The 16,610-nt window shown below is 71.4% G+C and carries 19 protein-coding genes and 4 tRNA genes; 14 read left to right on the top strand and 9 right to left on the bottom strand.

Annotated features, from left to right (window positions below):
* Window positions 1-146 precede the first annotated feature (146 nt).
* The 8 genes from ABZS58_RS16830 (at window position 147) to ABZS58_RS16865 (ending at window position 4,860) form a co-directional block, all read left to right on the top strand.
* On the top strand, window positions 147-560 hold the full coding sequence (locus tag ABZS58_RS16830) for a response regulator (RefSeq protein WP_354782253.1): 414 nt from the start codon (window positions 147-149) through the stop codon (window positions 558-560).
* A 69-nt stretch (window positions 561-629) separates the two neighbouring features.
* Window positions 630-1,250 (top strand): hypothetical protein, encoded by a 621-nt coding sequence (locus ABZS58_RS16835; RefSeq protein WP_354782255.1) that lies wholly within the window; start codon window positions 630-632, stop codon window positions 1,248-1,250.
* Between the two features lie 318 nt (window positions 1,251-1,568).
* Window positions 1,569-1,642: transfer RNA gene (locus tag ABZS58_RS16840), tRNA-Leu, on the top strand.
* A 50-nt stretch (window positions 1,643-1,692) separates the two neighbouring features.
* On the top strand, window positions 1,693-2,136 hold the full coding sequence (locus tag ABZS58_RS16845) for an HNH endonuclease (protein ID WP_354782257.1): 444 nt from the start codon (window positions 1,693-1,695) through the stop codon (window positions 2,134-2,136).
* A 53-nt stretch (window positions 2,137-2,189) separates the two neighbouring features.
* Window positions 2,190-2,275: transfer RNA gene (locus ABZS58_RS16850), tRNA-Ser, on the top strand.
* 11 nt (window positions 2,276-2,286) lie between these two features.
* Window positions 2,287-2,364 (top strand) — tRNA-Arg (locus tag ABZS58_RS16855).
* A gap of 397 nt (window positions 2,365-2,761) precedes the next feature.
* Complete coding sequence (locus tag ABZS58_RS16860; protein WP_354782259.1) at window positions 2,762-3,514, top strand: ATP-binding cassette domain-containing protein; 753 nt, start codon at window positions 2,762-2,764, stop codon at window positions 3,512-3,514.
* Window positions 3,511-4,860 carry a hypothetical protein gene (locus ABZS58_RS16865; RefSeq protein ID WP_354782261.1) on the top strand — a complete coding sequence of 450 codons (1,350 nt, stop codon included), beginning with the start codon at window positions 3,511-3,513 and terminating at the stop codon, window positions 4,858-4,860. Before ABZS58_RS16860 ends, ABZS58_RS16865 begins: the two co-directional genes overlap by 4 nt.
* 514 nt (window positions 4,861-5,374) lie before the next feature.
* Here the strand turns inward: ABZS58_RS16865 and ABZS58_RS16870 are convergent.
* The 6 genes from ABZS58_RS16870 to ABZS58_RS16895 form a co-directional block, all read right to left on the bottom strand.
* Window positions 5,375-6,070: a hypothetical protein gene (locus ABZS58_RS16870; protein ID WP_354782263.1), complete on the bottom strand. Its 696-nt coding sequence runs from the start codon at window positions 6,068-6,070 to the stop codon at window positions 5,375-5,377.
* Complete coding sequence (locus tag ABZS58_RS16875) at window positions 6,070-6,216, bottom strand: hypothetical protein (protein ID WP_354782265.1); 147 nt, start codon at window positions 6,214-6,216, stop codon at window positions 6,070-6,072. The genes ABZS58_RS16870 and ABZS58_RS16875 overlap by 1 nt, the downstream gene beginning before the upstream one ends.
* Before the next feature lie 88 nt (window positions 6,217-6,304).
* Window positions 6,305-7,393, bottom strand: a complete 1,089-nt coding sequence (locus ABZS58_RS16880; protein WP_354782267.1) for an ABC transporter ATP-binding protein — start codon at window positions 7,391-7,393, stop codon at window positions 6,305-6,307.
* On the bottom strand, window positions 7,390-8,217 hold the full coding sequence (locus tag ABZS58_RS16885) for an ABC transporter permease (RefSeq protein ID WP_354782269.1): 828 nt from the start codon (window positions 8,215-8,217) through the stop codon (window positions 7,390-7,392). Before ABZS58_RS16885 ends, ABZS58_RS16880 begins: the two co-directional genes overlap by 4 nt.
* 17 nt (window positions 8,218-8,234) lie before the next feature.
* The gene (gene modA / locus ABZS58_RS16890) at window positions 8,235-9,047 is read right to left on the bottom strand and encodes a molybdate ABC transporter substrate-binding protein (RefSeq protein ID WP_354782271.1); all 813 of its coding nucleotides are present in this window, start codon (window positions 9,045-9,047) and stop codon (window positions 8,235-8,237) included.
* A 14-nt stretch (window positions 9,048-9,061) separates the two neighbouring features.
* Complete coding sequence (locus ABZS58_RS16895; RefSeq protein WP_354782273.1) at window positions 9,062-9,469, bottom strand: helix-turn-helix domain-containing protein; 408 nt, start codon at window positions 9,467-9,469, stop codon at window positions 9,062-9,064.
* 317 nt (window positions 9,470-9,786) lie between these two features.
* On the opposite strand from ABZS58_RS16895, the gene ABZS58_RS16900 reads away from it, so the two are divergent.
* Window positions 9,787-10,209: a TOBE domain-containing protein gene (locus ABZS58_RS16900; protein ID WP_354782275.1), complete on the top strand. Its 423-nt coding sequence runs from the start codon at window positions 9,787-9,789 to the stop codon at window positions 10,207-10,209.
* Between the two features lie 31 nt (window positions 10,210-10,240).
* On the opposite strand, the gene ABZS58_RS16905 is transcribed toward ABZS58_RS16900, so the two are convergent.
* Window positions 10,241-11,440, bottom strand: a complete 1,200-nt coding sequence (locus tag ABZS58_RS16905; RefSeq protein ID WP_354782277.1) for a molybdopterin molybdotransferase MoeA — start codon at window positions 11,438-11,440, stop codon at window positions 10,241-10,243.
* 313 nt (window positions 11,441-11,753) lie between these two features.
* Between ABZS58_RS16905 and ABZS58_RS16910 the strand changes: the two genes are divergently transcribed.
* Together ABZS58_RS16910 and ABZS58_RS16915 are read left to right on the top strand one after the other, a co-directional pair.
* A complete protein-coding gene (locus ABZS58_RS16910; protein WP_354782279.1) occupies window positions 11,754-12,806 on the top strand; it encodes an aromatic ring-hydroxylating dioxygenase subunit alpha in 1,053 nt (350 codons plus the stop codon).
* Window positions 12,807-12,817: 11 nt separating this feature from the next.
* The gene (locus ABZS58_RS16915; RefSeq protein ID WP_354782281.1) at window positions 12,818-13,417 is read left to right on the top strand and encodes a nucleoside deaminase; all 600 of its coding nucleotides are present in this window, start codon (window positions 12,818-12,820) and stop codon (window positions 13,415-13,417) included.
* A gap of 32 nt (window positions 13,418-13,449) precedes the next feature.
* Here ABZS58_RS16915 and ABZS58_RS16920 read toward each other — a convergent pair whose 3' ends face one another.
* The gene (locus tag ABZS58_RS16920) at window positions 13,450-14,172 is read right to left on the bottom strand and encodes a M24 family metallopeptidase (protein WP_354782283.1); all 723 of its coding nucleotides are present in this window, start codon (window positions 14,170-14,172) and stop codon (window positions 13,450-13,452) included.
* Window positions 14,173-14,453: 281 nt separating this feature from the next.
* On the opposite strand from ABZS58_RS16920, the gene ABZS58_RS16925 reads away from it, so the two are divergent.
* From ABZS58_RS16925 to ABZS58_RS16935, 3 genes are all read left to right on the top strand, one after another.
* Window positions 14,454-14,909 carry a response regulator gene (locus ABZS58_RS16925; protein ID WP_354782285.1) on the top strand — a complete coding sequence of 152 codons (456 nt, stop codon included), beginning with the start codon at window positions 14,454-14,456 and terminating at the stop codon, window positions 14,907-14,909.
* 69 nt (window positions 14,910-14,978) lie between these two features.
* Window positions 14,979-15,566, top strand: a complete 588-nt coding sequence (locus ABZS58_RS16930; protein WP_354782287.1) for a PAS domain-containing protein — start codon at window positions 14,979-14,981, stop codon at window positions 15,564-15,566.
* Window positions 15,567-15,621: 55 nt separating this feature from the next.
* Window positions 15,622-15,707: transfer RNA gene (locus tag ABZS58_RS16935), tRNA-Ser, on the top strand.
* Window positions 15,708-15,725: 18 nt separating this feature from the next.
* Here the strand turns inward: ABZS58_RS16935 and ABZS58_RS16940 are convergent.
* Window positions 15,726-16,607 carry a glycosyltransferase gene (locus ABZS58_RS16940; protein ID WP_354782289.1) on the bottom strand — a complete coding sequence of 294 codons (882 nt, stop codon included), beginning with the start codon at window positions 16,605-16,607 and terminating at the stop codon, window positions 15,726-15,728.
* Window positions 16,608-16,610 lie beyond the last annotated feature (3 nt).

Consider the following 16,610-nt stretch of genomic DNA (forward strand, 5'->3'; position numbering starts at 1 on the left):
TCGGCTCCGCCGTCATCCAGCAACGCGTCACCGAACTCCTCGACGTCCGCCGCGCCATCCTCGCCGCCGACCCCCTCTTCCACACGAAGATCGACACGACGACCGACCCGTACGAGACGACCACCTACCAACCTGCCGGAGTCTGAATGGACACGAAGCTCGCCATGGTCATCGACGACTCGCGTGCCATGCGGGGCATCCTCAAACGGATCCTGCTGCCGCTGGGCTTCGAGGTCCGCGAGGCCACCAACGGCAAGGACGCCCTCGACCAGATCTGGGACCACGACCTGCAACCCGGGCTCGCCCTGATCGACTGGAACATGCCGGAGATGAACGGCCTCGAGTTCGTGATGGCGGTCCGCAAGCAGAAGCACCTCCGGCAGATGACCCTGATGATGGTCACGACCGAGAGCGAACACGGGCAGATCGTGCGCGCCCTCGCCGCCGGCGCGCACGAGTACGTCATCAAGCCCTTCACCGCCGAGGCGATCGTGGAGAAGCTCAGCTACCTCGGCGTACTTCCGCAGATCCCGGACCTGGAGCCGGCCAGTACATCGTGACCTGAAACGCGCTCGTCTTGGTCCGATAGGCGACGGAAGAACACCAGGCGGCGTCGTACCGTGCGACACATGACGATCGACTTTCCGCGCGGCTGGTGGGGCACGGACCTGGGCAGCGCCCGGGCAAGCATGGGTACCTACGAGCTGTACCCCACCGAGAGCCTGCCGGTAGTGGACCAGTCACGTTTCGACGGCACCTTCAGCTGGCTGGTCCCCGACGCGCCCCACGACCCGCTGCGCGCCATGGACCTCGGCGCCCTCGCCGCGCACGTCGAGCTGCCCGCCGCGTTCAAACGCTTCATGAGCAGCCAGGTCCTCATGGACGCCATCCCGTCCTGCACCGGCTGCGACTTCGACCTGGCGCCCCGGCCCGTGCCGAGCCCCGTGGAGCCCGCCGCGCAGCTCGTCCGGTTCCTGCGCGATCAGCAGGACGCCGTCATCTGGTACCTGTACCTGCGGTCCGGCGTCGAACCGTTCGTGATCGCCTCGCCGTGGCTGCTGGAGATCGTCGGCCTCGAGGAGGTCGACCCCGGCGCCCTCGTCGCCAACATGGTCCACGCCGCGGACAGCTTCGAACAGTTCATCCACCGGTTCTGGCTCGAGAACGCCCTCTGGTTCAGCGTCAACGAGGGCGACGAGTCCACCGACGAGATGGACCTGTACCTCGCGCACTACACGGCCGCCGCCTGAAGGACCGCCGGCGCCGCTGGATTTTAAAATGGTTGCCGCGGCGGCGCCGGGGTCGTATCTTTGCATACATCAACGAGGAACATCAAGATCCACTACGAACGCGAAGGGAGACCGCAATGGCAGAGCGAAGCGAGCTACGACCGATGCCCGTCGGTCGATCAGGCGCGTCCCGAGCCTGGGAAAAGACGCTGCTCAGCGGCCTGTCGGCCCGCTCTGAGCGTCCTGGACGGTGGCGAGGATAGGGTTTGTTCCCTCCTCTTCCGCCGCCCACGACAATGGGCGGCTTTTTTGTGCCCGAATAGCATTGCACGACCATTCGCCGAGGTAGCCCAACCGGTAGAGGCGTCCCGCTCAAAATGGGATAAGTGCGGGTTCGAATCCCGCTCACGGCACGCAAGATCGTTTGGTATCAGTTGGGAAGCAGACAGCGAAGGGAGGCCCGGTGACCGCGGTACTCGTTCTCAACGCCGACCTCGGACCCCTGCACCGGGTCACCCTCCGCCACGCGGTGCGCATGCTGCTGCGTGAGGTGGCCGTGGTGCACGAGTCCGAGCCCGACCGGCTCATCGGGGTCTACCCGATGCCGAAGGTCGTGCGGCTCGTGTCCTACGTCGTCACCCGCTGGCGCTTCGGCAGCGGGCCGGCCTGGTCCCGCGCCGGGGTCCACGCCCGTGACGGCCGCCGGTGCGGCTACTGCGACAAGGACGCCACCACCATCGACCACATCCTGCCCCGGTCCCGGGGCGGGCGGAACACCTGGAAGAACACCGTTGCGGCCTGCACGGCCTGCAACCAGCGCAAGGGCGACCGCACCCCCGCCGAAGCGGGCATGGTGCTGCGTGTCCAGCCGTCGGTCCCGACGTGGCACGCACTCACCCAGCGCTGAACCGATAGGCCCGGCGGGGCCCTGCTACCTCCCCGCCGGGCCCGGTTCCACCTGGAAGGTTGGCCGAGAGGTAAGGCTGCGGCTTGCTAAGCCGTCGACGGGGGACGACCCCGCGGGGGTTCGATCCCCTCACTTTCCGCGCACCACCATGCCCTTGTAGCTCAGCGGAACGAGAGCGCTTCGCTACGAACGAAGAGGCCGGAGGTTCGATCCCTCCCAAGGGCGCCACATATGTGCAGTTCAGAGGCTGGTTCCGGAGGTTTCGGGACCGGCCTCTGAGCAGCGGTCCTTTCCGCATCGGCGATACCACATCGTGGCGCGGTGCGGTGTCCCGTAAGGCATAGAGAATCTTCAGTGCAAATAGCACTGAGGCAGGCCGGTTCGCGCCACCCTCCCGGGATTTGTAAGCTCTACTTCGTGTGACGGTCGAGGGCAGCGCCTCTCAACCCTCGCCAATTTTGTCTGGATGTGGCGCAGTTGCCGGCTGGTCCTCTCTTGCGGACGGCTACGGCGGATCGCGAACCCCGATTTTCGGGGCGATCTCGATGTTGGTGGTCGTCTCCACCAGCCACGTCAATGTCGGCGGCGACGCCACCCTAACGCCGAGTAGAACCCAGGGTAATTCATGAACGACTCCCGAGTGCTTGAGGTCAAGACGCTGTCCTTCAAGTACGGCCGGAAGACAGTCTTGAGCAATGTGGACCTCACTCTCGGGGTCGGCGCCAATGTTCTGCTCGGGCGCAACGGCGCGGGAAAGACGACCTTGATGAGAATGCTCGCGGGAGCGGCCAGGCCGACGTCGGGAAGCGTGCGGTTCGCGTCCGACGACATCGATGGCCGCTCCCGTGCCGGGCGCCGGGTGCTGCGCACCGTCGGCTGGCTGCCACAGGAGTTCGGCTTCCCGCCGCACATGACGACGGCCGAGTTCGTCGCGTATGCGGCGTGGCTCAAGGAAGTGCCCGCGGCCGATGTCGCGGACCGCGTCGCCGAGGTGCTCCGCGTCGTGGACCTGCGGGCGAAGGCGAAGGTTCGGTTGCGGGAGCTCTCCGGCGGTCAGCTTCGCCGGGCAGGCCTGGCGGCGGCGATCGCCGCCGACCCACAGGTGCTGATTCTCGACGAGCCGACCGCCGGCCTCGACCCAGAGCAGCGCGACGGGTTCCATGAGCTGATTCGGCAGCTGCGTTCGCACAAGGTCACGGTGATCGCCACCCACCTGCTCGAAGACGTCGAAGCGCTGGCCGAGACCATCGTGGTGGTCGACGCCGGCTCGGTGCGGTGGACCGGAAACCCGCGGGAGCTCGCCGGAGCCGCCGGCGCGCCCGAAGGGCTCAAGGGCCTGCGTCAGGGCTTCCAGGCGGTCCTGGAAGGCACCGCATGATCACGATGCGCGTGCCGCACGGGTTCATCCGCGGCCGCATCGCGCTCTTCGCCGGGGTCTCGGTCCTCGTCGCGCTGCAGGGCGTCGCCACGATCAGCGAACGATCGGAGCGGTGGGTCGGGCACTGGCCGAACACGAGCGCGACCGTCGGCTGGGCCGCGCTGTGGGGCTCATGCCTCATCGCCGCCGCGACGGCCTGGACCGTTGCCGCGCCGCGGCGGGGGCGCTACGAGCACCTGCTGGCGACGTCGTCGCGGACCCGGTTGCGGGTCTACGCGCCCGGTCTGGTCACCGTCCTCTGCGGCGGCCTGGCGGGCTACCTGGCGGACATCGCATACGTCGCCATCCGGACGGCGCCCGAGGCGGTCAGCGGTCACGCCGACATCCTGGAGATGCTGCCGCTGCCGGCCTCGGCGCTCGCGGCGGTGGGCACCGGCGCGGTGTGCGGCCGGTTCGTCCCGCCGCTGCTCGCGCCTGTCGTGGCCGCCGTCGTGCCGTACATCGCGTACATGTGGGTGGTGTACACCGACGTGTACACCGACAACCTGTTCTTCCAGGATCTGCTGCCGATGGACGACACGCCCCGTGACTACCTCACCGTGCCCGCCGAGCTGCTCGTGTCGAAGACGATCCTGGCGCTCGCAGTGGGCGTGGCGCTGCTGGCCTGGACCCTCGCAGCCGGCAGGACCGCCTACGGCTCGGCGGTCGTCGCCGGGTTCGCCCTGGCCGCCATGTTCACGGTCGCCGGTGCCCGCGCCGACCTCCCGTCGGCGTACGCGGCCGTATGCACCGACGGGCCTCCCCGGACCTGCGTCGACCGGGCTCACGAACATCTCGCCGACGAGTACCGGCGGCTGCTCACGTCCGGCATCGCCCGGCTGGACGGCGTGGACCTCACCGACGTCACCTTCGTGCAGAGCGCCGAGCTGCTGCCGAACTCGGCGAAGTTCGCCGGGCGACCGGTGCCGGCCGGGTCCGGCTTCGTCGTCGTGCCGCTGGCGGAGCATTTCACGATGCCCGCACACAGCATCGACGAGCGGGCCTTTCCCGCATATCTCGGAACCGGTCTCTTCTTCGCCCCGTGCGTCGCGGCGACCACCGACGGGTCGGCGCCGCCGCCCGGGCAGCGCACCGCCGTGCTGCTCTACCACTGGTGGCTCACCGTGAACGGTCTGCCCACCGGCGGCGGCAACTTCCCCGGTGAGGTGGCGACCGCGGCGATCGTCGCGGACGACCAGAAGGTCGCCGAAGGCGTCGCCCGGTTCACCGCGATGTCCGGCGCTGAACGCGGTCAGTGGTTCAGCCAGCACAAGCGCGACATCCTGACGTGCGGGACGGCAGCGTGATCTCAGGTGCCGGTGGGCGGCTGCTGTGGGTGTACGCCAAGGCGCACGGTGTGACCGGCCGTGCCGTTGCCGCGTACGCGCTGGTCTGGGTCGGCGTGGCGGGCGCGTCGCGGTTCAGCGTGTCGGCGCTGGGGCTGCAGTTCGGCCCGAAGGGCAGCGCGACGCTCGACACGGTGGCGATGCTGCTCATGCTGCTGCCTGCCGCGGTCGTCAGCCGCTGCCTGGTCGGTCGTGCCGCGAGCCTGGAAGCGACCCGGTCACGTCCTCGCCAGCCGGCCCGCTTGCTGTGGGTGTCGGGTCTCGCTGTCGCCGCCGTGGCCAGCCCGCTGCCGGTCCTGCCGATGCTGCACTGGTCGATCGACGCGACGGCCTTCCTCGCCGAGTGGTGCCTGGTGCTGGGGGTCGGGCTGCTGCTGGCGGCGCTGTTCGCCACACCGGTCGCGAGCATCGCCTCGTTCGGGGTGCTCGCCGTGTTCAGCACTCCCGGCCTCGTGCCCTGGTCGGCGAACATCGTCTACAACGTCGACCTCAAAGACTGGTCCGCCGGGCTCGGCGGTGCGCTGCTCGTCGCCGGGGCGCTGGTCGGCGCGGTCAGCGACGGTGTCCTCGCCGGCCGGACGGCCCTGGCCGGGCGGCCGGAACGGCGCTGACCACCCCGGGCGTGGCGTCCGTCGCCGCGGCGGGCGACCGCGAGTTCGTCTGCCGCCGGCGGCCGGCTCGGGAGGTCACCGGATGGGACGGCTCGCGCCGTCGGGACGGAGGCGAAACCGCCGGTGCGAAACCACGGGTGCGCGGCTCGCTGCCGTGCTGCTGTACCTCGGCGGGCGGGTCCCGCTCGTCGAGCCGCACCGGCAGGACGAAGGTGGGGAAGGCCCCTGGAGGCGCCGAGCAGGACGAGGCCGGTCTTGATGAAGAACTCGGTGCGGAACGCGGCGGCGACCCGGTCGCGGATGCCGAGCAGGGTCAGCACCACATTGCCGAGCAGGCCCAGGACGATCGCGTACACGGGGTACTCGATCGCGGTGACGTACTTGGCGTAGCTCTTGCCCTTCACGTCGAGCGGGATGTGGTGGTCGAGCCAGCGGGTGCCGATGGCGAGGCCGAGGAGGATGACCAGCCCGAGCACGGTCCACGGCCAGGGCGCCGCAGCGGTGGCGGGCTCGGTGGTCGCTCCGGTGGTGGGGGTTGTGGTGTCGTCGGTCGTGGACATCAGGGCACCAGGCCCTTCGTGATGACGCCGGCGAGGATGAGGACGAGCAGGATCAGACCGACGGCGGTCGCGGCCCAGTCCTCGGAGAGGGCGAGGCGGTTGGCGCGGGAGACCTCGGGCGGTGGTGCGGGGGTGTTGTCGCTCATGACTCGTGCCTTCCGGGTGCGAGACAGATTCCAGCGATGGGGGTCGCTGTGACCAAATTCTATATCCACCAGGTAGGAATAGTCGAGATCATGCCCCGCCGGCCGGGTAGGCGTGTGTCTCGCTGGCCTTGACCGCGGCCCACACCGGTTGGCCGGGGGAGAGGTCCAGGTGCGCGGCGGCGGCCGGGGTGACGTCGGCGGCGGCGGTGATCGGGCCGGTGAGCTGGATGCGCAGGTTGTCGCCGTGGCGCTGGATGCCGGTGACGGTGGCGGCCCACGTGTTGCGGGGGCTGCCGTCGGGCCGGGTCGGGTGCAGCGCGACCGCGGAGGGCCGGAACACGACGAACGCGTCGCCGTCGAGCCGGTCGCCGGCGGTGAGGCTGAACCCGTCGCCGAGGACGACGGTGTGGCCGTCGGCGTGGCCGCGGTACAGGTTGAGGCCGACGAGCCGGGCGACGTAGTCGGTGCGGGGCTGGGCGGTGATGGTCGCGGCGTCGCCTTCCTGCACGACGCGGCCGTCCTCGACGATGACGAGCCGGTCGGCGAGGACGAGCGCGTCGAGCGGGTCGTGGGTGACCAGTAGCGCGGCGCCGCGGTGTTCGGCGAGGTGCCGTTGCAGTTCGGCTCGGGTGTCGAGCCTGGTGCGGGCGTCGAGGGCGGCGAGGGGCTCGTCGAGCAGCAGCAGCGCCGGGTGTACGGCCAGCGCGCGGGCGAGGGCGACCCGCTGGGCCTGTCCGCCGGAGAGCTGGCGCGGTTTGCGCCGGGCGTGCTCGGTGAGCCCGACCCGGGCGAGCCAGCCGGCGGCCTGTTCGCGGGCGGTGCGCCGGTCGACGCCGTGCCGGCGGGGGCCGAAGGCGACGTTGTCCAGCGCGGTCAGGTGTGGGAACAGCAGGTAGTCCTGGAAGACGACGCCGATCGGGCGGCGTTCCGGCGGGGTGTAGCGGCGCCGGTCGGGGCGGTCGAGGTCGGCGCCGTCGACGGTGACGTGCCCGGCGGTGAGTGGTTGCAGTCCGGCGAGGGCGCGCAGCGCGGTGGTCTTGCCGGCGCCGTTCGGGCCGAGCAGCGCGACGACCTGCCCGGCGTCGATGCGCAGCCGGATGTCGAGGCGGAACGTGCCGCGGTCGACGACGATGTGCGCGTCGACCGCCGCGCCGTTGGTGCCGATGTCGTCGGTCATGGGCTGGTGATCCAGCGGTCGCGGAGTCCGGCGAGGATGGCGACGGAGACGGTGAGCAGGATCAGGCTGAGCACGATCGCGGCATCCAGGTCGGTTTCGAGGGCCAGGTACACGGCGAGCGGCATGGTCTGTGTCGTGCCGGGGTAGTTGCCGGCGAACGTGATGGTCGCCCCGAACTCGCCGAGCGCGCGGGCCCAGCACAGCACCGCCCCGGCGGCGATGCCGGGCGCGACGAGCGGCAGCGTGACGTGGGTGAACGTGGTCCACCGGCCGGCGCCGAGGGTGGCGGCGGCCTCTTCGTAGCGGCTGTCGGCGCCGCGGAGGGCCCCTTCGACGGCGATGATGAGGAACGGCATCGCCACGAACGCCTCGGCGATGACGACGCCGGTCGTGGTGAACGGGAACGTGATGCCGAATGTGGTGTCGAGCCATTCGCCGAGCAGTCCTCTGCGGCCGAAGACGAGGAGCAGCGCGACGCCGCCGACGACGGGTGGCAGCACGAGCGGGACGGTGACCAGCGCCCGGACGAGGCGCCGGCCGGGGAACTCGACGCGGGCGAGGAGCCACGCGAGCGGCACCCCGAGGAGGACACAGGCGACGGTGGCGAGGCTGGCGCACTGCAGCGACAGCCACAGCGCGGTCAGCACGCCCGGCTCGGTGAGCCGCCGCGGCAGCGTGGTCCAGGGCGCGCGGACCAGCAGGCCGATCAGCGGGAAGGTGAGGAACAGCAGGCCGAGCCCGGCCGGCAGCAGCAGTCCGACAGGGATCCGCTGCCGCCGGGGCGGCGCGACCTTCGCCGGCCGCGCCGCCCCGGTGTCGTCCACGATCGGCATCGTCGGTGCTACGGGGCCTGGAAGCCGGCGGCGGTGAGCACGGCCTTGCCCTTGTCCGACAGGACGTAGGCGACGAATGCCTGCGCGCCGGCCGCGTTCTTGGCCTTCTTGAGCACGATGATCGGGTAGTCGTTGATCGCACCGGCGGACTCGGGGAACTCGACGCCGTCGACGTCCGCCGTGGCGACCTTCGCGTCGGTGCGGTACACCAGCGCCGCGTCGACCTCGCCCAGCTTCACCTTCGACAGTGCGGCCTTCACGTCCTGCTCCAGGGTCACCGGGGTGAGCTTGACCGCGGCGGTGTCGAGGGCCTTCTTCGCGGCGGCGCCGCACGGCACCTGCTCGGCGCACAACGCCACCTTGACGCCGGGCTTCGTGAGGTCGGCGAGCCCCTTGATCGCCTTCGGGTTGCCCTTCGGCACCGCGATGACCAGCTGGTTCTTCACGAACGTGGTGGCGGTGCCCTCACCGCCGCCGGCGTCGGTGACGGTCTTCATGTTGGCCGGCGCCGCCGAGGCGAACACGTCGGCGGGCGCGCCCTGGTTGATCTGGGTGGCGAGGGCCGAGCTGCCGGCGAAGTTGAACGTGACCTTCGCGCCGGGGTTGGCGGTCTCGAAGTCCTTGCCGATCGCCTTGAACGTTTCGGTCAGCGACGCGGCCGCGAACACCGTGACGTCACCGGTGACCGTCGCGGCGCTGCTGGCGCTGCGGGCGGACGGCTGCGGGCCGGCGGTCTTCGTATCGTCGGCGCAGGCGCTGAGCCCCACGACGGTCACGGCTGTGAGTGCCGTGAGGGTGGTGCGGATCCAACGGGATGTCACGAGCTGTTCCTCCCTTATTCGCGACGGCCGGGGGTGGAGCGCTCCACCACGACCGTGGTCGACTTGATCACTGCGATGGCCACCGACCCGACCTGCAGGTCGAGCTCGTCGACGGCCTCCCGGCTCATCAGCGACACCACCCGGAAGGGCCCGGCCTGGATGTCCACCTGCGCCATCACCGTGTCCTTGACGACCGCGGTGACGATGCCGCGCAGCCGGTTGCGGGCCGAGGACCCGTCGGCCCGCACGCTGGGGTCGGCGCTCTGGGTCCGGACGAACTGGGCGAGGTCGACACCGTCGATGAGCCGGTGGCCGTTGTCGTCCCGGATGGCGGGCAGCCGGCCGGCGTCGACCCAACGCCGGACGGTGTCCGCGCTCACGCCGAGCAGCTCGGCTGCCTCACTGATCCGGAACACGGTCACCAGGTCACCCTATCGACCGCATCTGCGGCACAAAACCGGTCAGGAGGCTGGCGTCTTCGAGAGCCTGGTCTCATCGGCCCCGCATCTGCATGATGGAGTGATGAACGGGGCAGCGCGATGACCGCCGACCTGAGCAGTGAGCAGGCACAACGGTGGACGGAGGTGCTGGATCACCGGCTACGACGACCCGCCCCATCGGTTCCTGGCCGTCGCCGTGCGCAGGGCCTGACCCCGGTAACCACCGGATCCGCCGGCTCGCCGCCCGGGCCACGGCTACGGTGGACGTGACCGGGGACGGGAGCAGAAGGGGTGATCGTGTGCGGTTGAGCATCCGTAACCAGTTCGCCGGGACCGTGGCAGGTGTCGCGTCCGGCGAGGCGATGAGCACCGTGAAGGTGCGGCTGGACGGCGGGCAGGAGGTCACCGCCGCGATCACCGCCGAGTCCGCGCGGGACCTGACCCTGGACGAGGGCACGGCCGTGCTGGTGCTGGTGAAGTCGACCGAGGTCGCGGTCGCCGCCGCCGCGGTGCCACGGATCAGCATCCGCAACCAGCTGGCCGGCACCGTCACGGCCGTGGAGCACGGCGTGGTGATGACGACCGTCAAGCTGACCATCGACGGTGGGGCGACGGTGACGGCGGCGATCACCAGGGACGCCGCCGAGGACCTCGACCTCGCTGAAGGCGCCGCCGCGGTCGCGTTGATCAAGTCGACCGAGGTGGGTGTGGCGCTGCCGTAGTGGTCGGGTGCGACGCGCACCGCGGGTGGCGCTACGGGAGGCGCAGCAACGGCGCCGCCGTGCCGGCGGTCCAGCCCGCGTCGAGCACGGCGAGCGCGTCGGCTGCGGCGGCGGCGCGCAGGCTTGCCGACCGTGCGCCGGGCAGGATGCGGGCACCGTCGCCGGTCGTCTCGACCGGGACGATCCGGCATCCGCCGGGGAAGAGTGTGACCGTGCCGGAGACCGGGGCCGCCGGCAGCGGGCGGCGGTGGTGGCCGGCGAGGGTTGCCAGCAGCGGCTCGAGGAGGGTGAGCGCGGCGACCAGCCCGGCGTAGGGGTTGCCGGGCAGGCCGACGACCCACCGCCCGCCGGCGGTGCGGGCGAGCGCCTGGGGATGCCCGGGACGGCAGGCCACCCCGTCGACGTGCCAGGTCGCCGGACAATCGTCGAGGACGCCGTGGAGGTGGTCCGCGACGCCGACGGACGACGAACCGGTGACGACCAGTACCGGCGCCTCCGCGGCGTCGATCGCCGTCCGCAACGCCGCCGGGTCGTCGTCGACGCGGCGGTACGAGCGGAGCTCACCGCCGGCCCGGTCGGTGACGGCGGCGACGAGGGGTGCGAACACGTCCCGGACCTGTCCCGGCCCCGGACGGCCGTGCAGGACGACCTCGTCGCCGGTGACGAGCACGTCCACGCCCGGCCGCGGACGCACCCGGACCCGCTCGACGCCGACCTGGGCGGCGGCCGCGGCCGCCGTCGCCGTGAACACCCGCCCGGCGGGTGCGAGCAGATCGCCGGGCGCCGTGTCCTCGCCGGCCCGGCGGATGTGGGTCCGCGCGGTCCGCGGACCGGACACGATGTCGCCGCACCGGTGGCAGTCCTCGTACGGCAGCACCGCCTCCGCGCCGGCGGGGACGCGGGCGCCGGTGGCGATCTCGGCCGCGTCGCCGTGTTCGAGCCGCGGCACCGGGTCCGGACCGCCGGCGAGGATCCGGCCGACGACCTGCCACGGCCCGGCGCCGGCGACGGCGTAGCCGTCCATCGCGGCGGCGTCGAAGGCCGGCGCCGCCGTGCGCGCCTCGACCGGCGCCGCGAGCGGCTGCCGCACCGCGTCGCCGACCGGCAGCCATACCGGCGCGAGCGGCCGCGCGACCTGCCACGCCGTGGCGTACGCCTGCGCCCAGGGCATGCCCGCGTGCCGGCGCGGGTCCGTCATCGGCGGGATCACCTGGGCTTCTGTGGCGGGCATGCCTGTACCGCACCGCAACGGGGTGTCCGCGGTGTGCCGTTCCGGGTTCGCCCGTGCAACCAAGACCTCCCGGACCGGATCCGGCCGCTGTGAGCGTGCCGCCGTGCGTACAGGATCCAACACCGCGGAAACGTCGGTGAAACGCCGCACGCGGAGCATGGGCCGGGACGAGGTGTCGAGGGGGTGAGTGCGGGTGACCGATGTGCGCCGCCGCACCCACCAGAGCGCGTGGACCCGTGGCCGGGTCGCGCACGGCAGGCAACCGCAGCGCTGAAACCGCGGTCCACCCTGCCCTCCGGACGGAGCCTTCGCCATGACCATCATCGACGCCGTACCGGCGCGCGCCGCCGCCGGTCCGCTGCCCCGCAACTGCACCTTCGAGCCCGCGGACTGGGCCATCCTCGCCCGTGGCTGGTATCCGGTCGCCCGCAGCGCGGACGTCGGCGACGCCCCGGTCGCGGCGACGCTGCTCGACGCCCGACTGGTCGTCTACCGCGCCGCTGACACCGTGGTCGTCGCCGACGATCTCTGCCCGCATCGAGGGGTGCCCTTGTCGTTCGGTGTCGGCGACGGTACCGCCATCGCCTGCGCCTATCACGGGCTGCGCTTCGGCGCCGGTGGGGCGTGTGTCGCGGTGCCCGCGCATCCGGCGGCGAAGATCCCGGCGAGGCTGCACCTGCGCACGTATCCGGTCGTCGAGCGGTACGGGCTGATCTGGACGAGCCTGGCCGGCTCCGGTGATGGTGTGCCGCCGATGCCGGGCTGGGACGAGCCCGGGTTCCAGCGGGTGACGTGCCCGCCGTTCGACGTGGCCGCGTTCGCCGGCCGGCAGGTCGAGGGTTTCCTGGACGTCGCGCATTTCGGCTTCGTGCACCTCGACACGTTCGGCGACCCGGACAACGTCGAGGTCCCCGCCTACAACCCGGTGACCACCGCGGACGGGTTCACCGTCGACTACCGGTCCACCGTGCCCAACGTCCCGCACGGCGTGCCGAACCCGGCGCCGCCCGGCTTCCTGTGGCTGCGCCGGTTCGCGCTGCACCTGCCGTTCACCGCGACCCTGGTCGTGCACTTCCCCGACGGCGGCCGGCTGTGCATCATGAACGCCGCCTCGCCGGTCTCCGCGCGCCGCACCCGGATGTTCGCGCCGATCGCGAAGGACTTCGACACCGGCCAGCCGGCGCAGGAGATCTTCGACTTCAACCTGCGGATCTTCACCGAGGACCGGCGCATCGTCGAGGTGCAGCAGCCGGAGAACCTGCCCCTCGACCCGCGCATCGAGGTCAACATCCCCGCCGACCGCAGCTCCGTGGCGTACCGGCGCGGCCTGCGCGGCCTCGGCCTCAGCCACTTCTTCACCGCATAAGGAGGTCCGCCATGGAGATGACCACCACCAGGTTCGGCGCGCAGCTGCCCGACTGGGTCGCCGCCGAGCTCGCCCACGTCGACCCCGTGCTGCCGGGCGTCGAGGAGCGGATGCGGGTCGCGCACCGCCTCGCCGGCCGCAACCACCGCGAGGGCACCGGCGGGCCGTTCGCCGCCGTGGTCACCGACGCCGGTACCGGCGAGATCATCGCCGTCGGCGTCAACCTGGTCCTCGCCAGCGGCCTGTCGGGGATGCACGCGGAGGTCGTCGCGCTGTCCCTCGCCCAGGCGCACCTCGGCACGTGGAACCTCGGCGGCCCGGACCGCGGCGCCGTCGAACTCGCCGTCAACTGGCGCCCGTGCGCCATGTGCTACGGCGCCGTCCTGTGGTCAGGCGTCGCCCGTCTCGTCGTCGCCGGCGAGGGCGACGAGGTCGAACACCTCACCGGCTTCGACGAGGGCCCGATGCGCCCCGACTGGAAGGAGCAACTGCGGGCCCGCGGCGTCGAGGTGCGCACCGACGTCCTGCGCGCCGAGGCCCTCGCCACCTTCGCCGAGTACGGCGCCCGCGACGACGTCATCGTCTACAACGGCGGCGCCCGCAGCCGCTGAGCTCCCGCATCGCGCCGCCGTCCTCGTCGCGCTCATCGCGCCGCGGGCCGGTGCTGGAGGTCGAGGAGCTGTTCGTAGAAGCCGCCGAACCCGTGCTCGCGGTCGACGAGGTGGAGCTCGAGGATCCAGTGGCAGGCGCGCCCGGCAGCGTCGGCGCGGCGCAGCGGCTGGTCGCTGCCCGGCGTGATGTAGTACGTGACCTTGTCGCCTTCGATGCGTTCGTGCGGGAACTCGCCGAGGGTGTGCCCGGTGTGGGGGATGCCGATCTCCCAGCCGGCGTCTGCGACGAGCTGCCGCACGTGGGTGAACAGCTGCTCGCCGGTGATGTCGGGCCGGTCCAGGAAGAACCGCTGCCCGGCGGCGAAGATCGTCGCGAGGTCGGCGTTGAGGCGGTGCTTCACCGGATCGTCGCCGAGGACGAAGGTGCGGCCGAAGTCGGCCTCCCACCCGTCGAAGACCGGCCCGAAGTCGGCGAACACGATGTCGTCGGCCTCGATCACGCGGTCCGGCGGGTTCTCCTTGTACGGCTGCAGCGTGTGCGGCCCGGACCGGACGATCCGCTTGTGCCAGTACGTCCGCACGCCGAACATGCTGCCCGCGAGGTCGCGGATCTCGTCGCTGACCTGCCGGTCACGGCGGCCGGCCGCGATCAGCCCGCGCCGCTCCACCTCGGCGAACAACTCCATCGCGCCGGCTTCGGCGGCCAGCAGCCGCGCCGCCCGCTCCGACTCGGTAACGACCTCAACCTCGCCCATGGCAGTCACCGTACCGTCGCGCCCGGTCGCACCGCTGCGTCGAAGCGCGGCTGCGCCTGGTTCGAGCACGGAGCCGGCACACCCGGCGACACCTCGCACCGACCACCGCGACGCTGGACGCGCCGGACGGCCGGCGCCCGGTGTCGACGGCACCCGGTCGCCCGGATCTGCCGGGGTATGTGATCGGGATACAGTTCTGGCGTCTGGGGGACGCCGCCCCGGACCTCGGCAGTCGTGATCGGCGGGCGCGATGGTGGGCGACGGCGTGAAGGAACGAGCCAATGACCGATGATCAGCTGCAGGTGCTCGTGGTCGAGGACGACCTCGGCGACGTCGCGCTCGTGGAAAGCGCGTTCGCCGAGCACCGCATCGCCAGCCGGCTGCACCACGTCGCCGACGGCGGTGAGGCGCTCGCGTTTCTGCGGCGTCAGCCTCCGTACGGTGACGTCCCGCGGCCGGACCTGATCCTGCTGGACCTGAACATGCCCCGCGTCGACGGCCGGCAGGCCCTCGCCGAGATCAAGGCCGACGGCGACCTCAGGTCCATCCCGACGATCGTGTTCACCACGTCCGCGGCGGACGACGACGTGATCCGTAGCTACGGCTCGCACGCCAACGCCTACGTCACCAAACCCATCGATCTCGACGAATACGACCGGGTCGTCGTCAAGATTCGCAACTTCTACGGGCACACCGCCGCGCTGCCCCGTCGTACGTCGGACGAACCGACCACCTGACCAGCCGGGCGTCGCGGGCATACTTGGGCGGTCGGGCGCATTGCCCCCGGTCACGAGCGGAGCGGGGCGATGCAGCGATCCGAACAGGAACGCCTCCAGCTGGCGCTCGACGCGGCCGGGATGGGGACGTTCGTCTGGTACGCACAGCGCGATCACGGCGAACCCGACGCGCGCATGCTGGAGCTGTTCGCGTTGCCGCCCGACGGGGTGCTGAACCTGGCCGCGGCCCTGACCTCGATGATCCACCCCGACGATCGGGACCGGTACGCCGGGGCGGTCGCCGCGGCGTTCGACCCGGCCGGCACCCGTCTGCTCAGCCAGGAGATCCGGGTGGACCGCGGCGACGGTTCGTACCGGTGGGTGGCGGTCACCGCACGGGCGTACTTCGAGGGCGACCCGCCGCGGCCTGACCGGCTGGTCGGGGTGGCGGCCGACGTGACACGGCGGCGGGCCATCGAGGACGAACTGCGGGACGCCGAGGAACGCCGGGCATTTCTGCTCGACCTGTCCGACCAGCTGCGCACCGTGACCGACCCCGTCGAGGTCCAGGCGCTGGCCGTCGGCGCGCTCGGCGCCCGCCTCGTCCATGATGCGACGGGTACCCGGCCCACGACGAGCGAATCACCCTCGGCCATGGCCGGCTCACCCCACCGGTGAACGCCGTGGTGAATTATTGCGTCGAAGATGACTTCGCACTGTCGTATGGTCGCGGGGAGAGGCCAGCCGATAGGTGCCGGCACCCGTCTCGAAAACGGCGTTGGGCTCACGCCCGTGTGGGTTCGACTCCCACCCTCTCCGCTTCTTTGCCCTGCGTCGTCAGCGGCCCAGCGCGTATCGCGTCAGGACGCCGACGCTGCTGCCGCTGCGCTGCTTCGCGGCCGCCGGCACCATGGTCAGGGCGTGGATGCGCGACGACAGCCGCCAGCGCGCCGCCCTGGCCGCCCGGTGCCAGCCGCGCGCGTCCATCCGCGCCGCCGCGGCCAGGAAGAACTCACGGGCCTCGCTGAACCGGCCGCCGGTCACCGCGGACGACGACGACAGGCTGGAGCCGTGCCGCCGGTAGCGGAACGACACGTCGTCCGTGGCCACCAGCGACCCGCCGCGGGCGACGAGCTCCAGGATCAGCGCGAGGTCCTGGATCACCTTCAGCGACGGGTCGAACCCGACCGCCTTGATCTGCGACGTGCGCCAGCACAGCGACGGGAAGTACAGCCAGTTGCCGCGCAGCAGGCTCACCGCGAGCTCCTCGCCCGACATGACGACGGTGCCGTCGATCTTCGGCGCGTACACCCGGCGCTTCGTCGAGTCGGCGAGGGTCCGAACCACGTCGCCGCGCGCGTCGATCACCTCGACCCCGGGCTGGACCAGCACCGCGTCCGGGTGCGCGTCGACGAGCGCGTGCACCGACGCGACATAGTTGGGCAGCATCACGTCGTCACAGCCCATGATCACCATGAACGGCTCGGTGGCGAGATCGACGCACTGCTGGAAGTTGCCGGTCACCCCCAGATTCTCCGGGTTCCGCCGGTACCGCACGCGCTCGTGCCCCAGTGCGGCGAACCATTCGGGGATGCCGTCGGTGGTGCTGTCGTCCAGGACGGTGAGCTGCCACCGGTCGTCGGTCTGCGCGATGACGCTGTTGACGGCGAGCTTCAGCAGCTCCACGTCGCCGTAATGCGGCAGCATGATGTCGAGCACCGG

This window comes from Dactylosporangium sp. NPDC005555 (assembly GCF_040605635.1).
Classification (GTDB): Bacteria; Actinomycetota; Actinomycetes; order Mycobacteriales; family Micromonosporaceae; genus Dactylosporangium.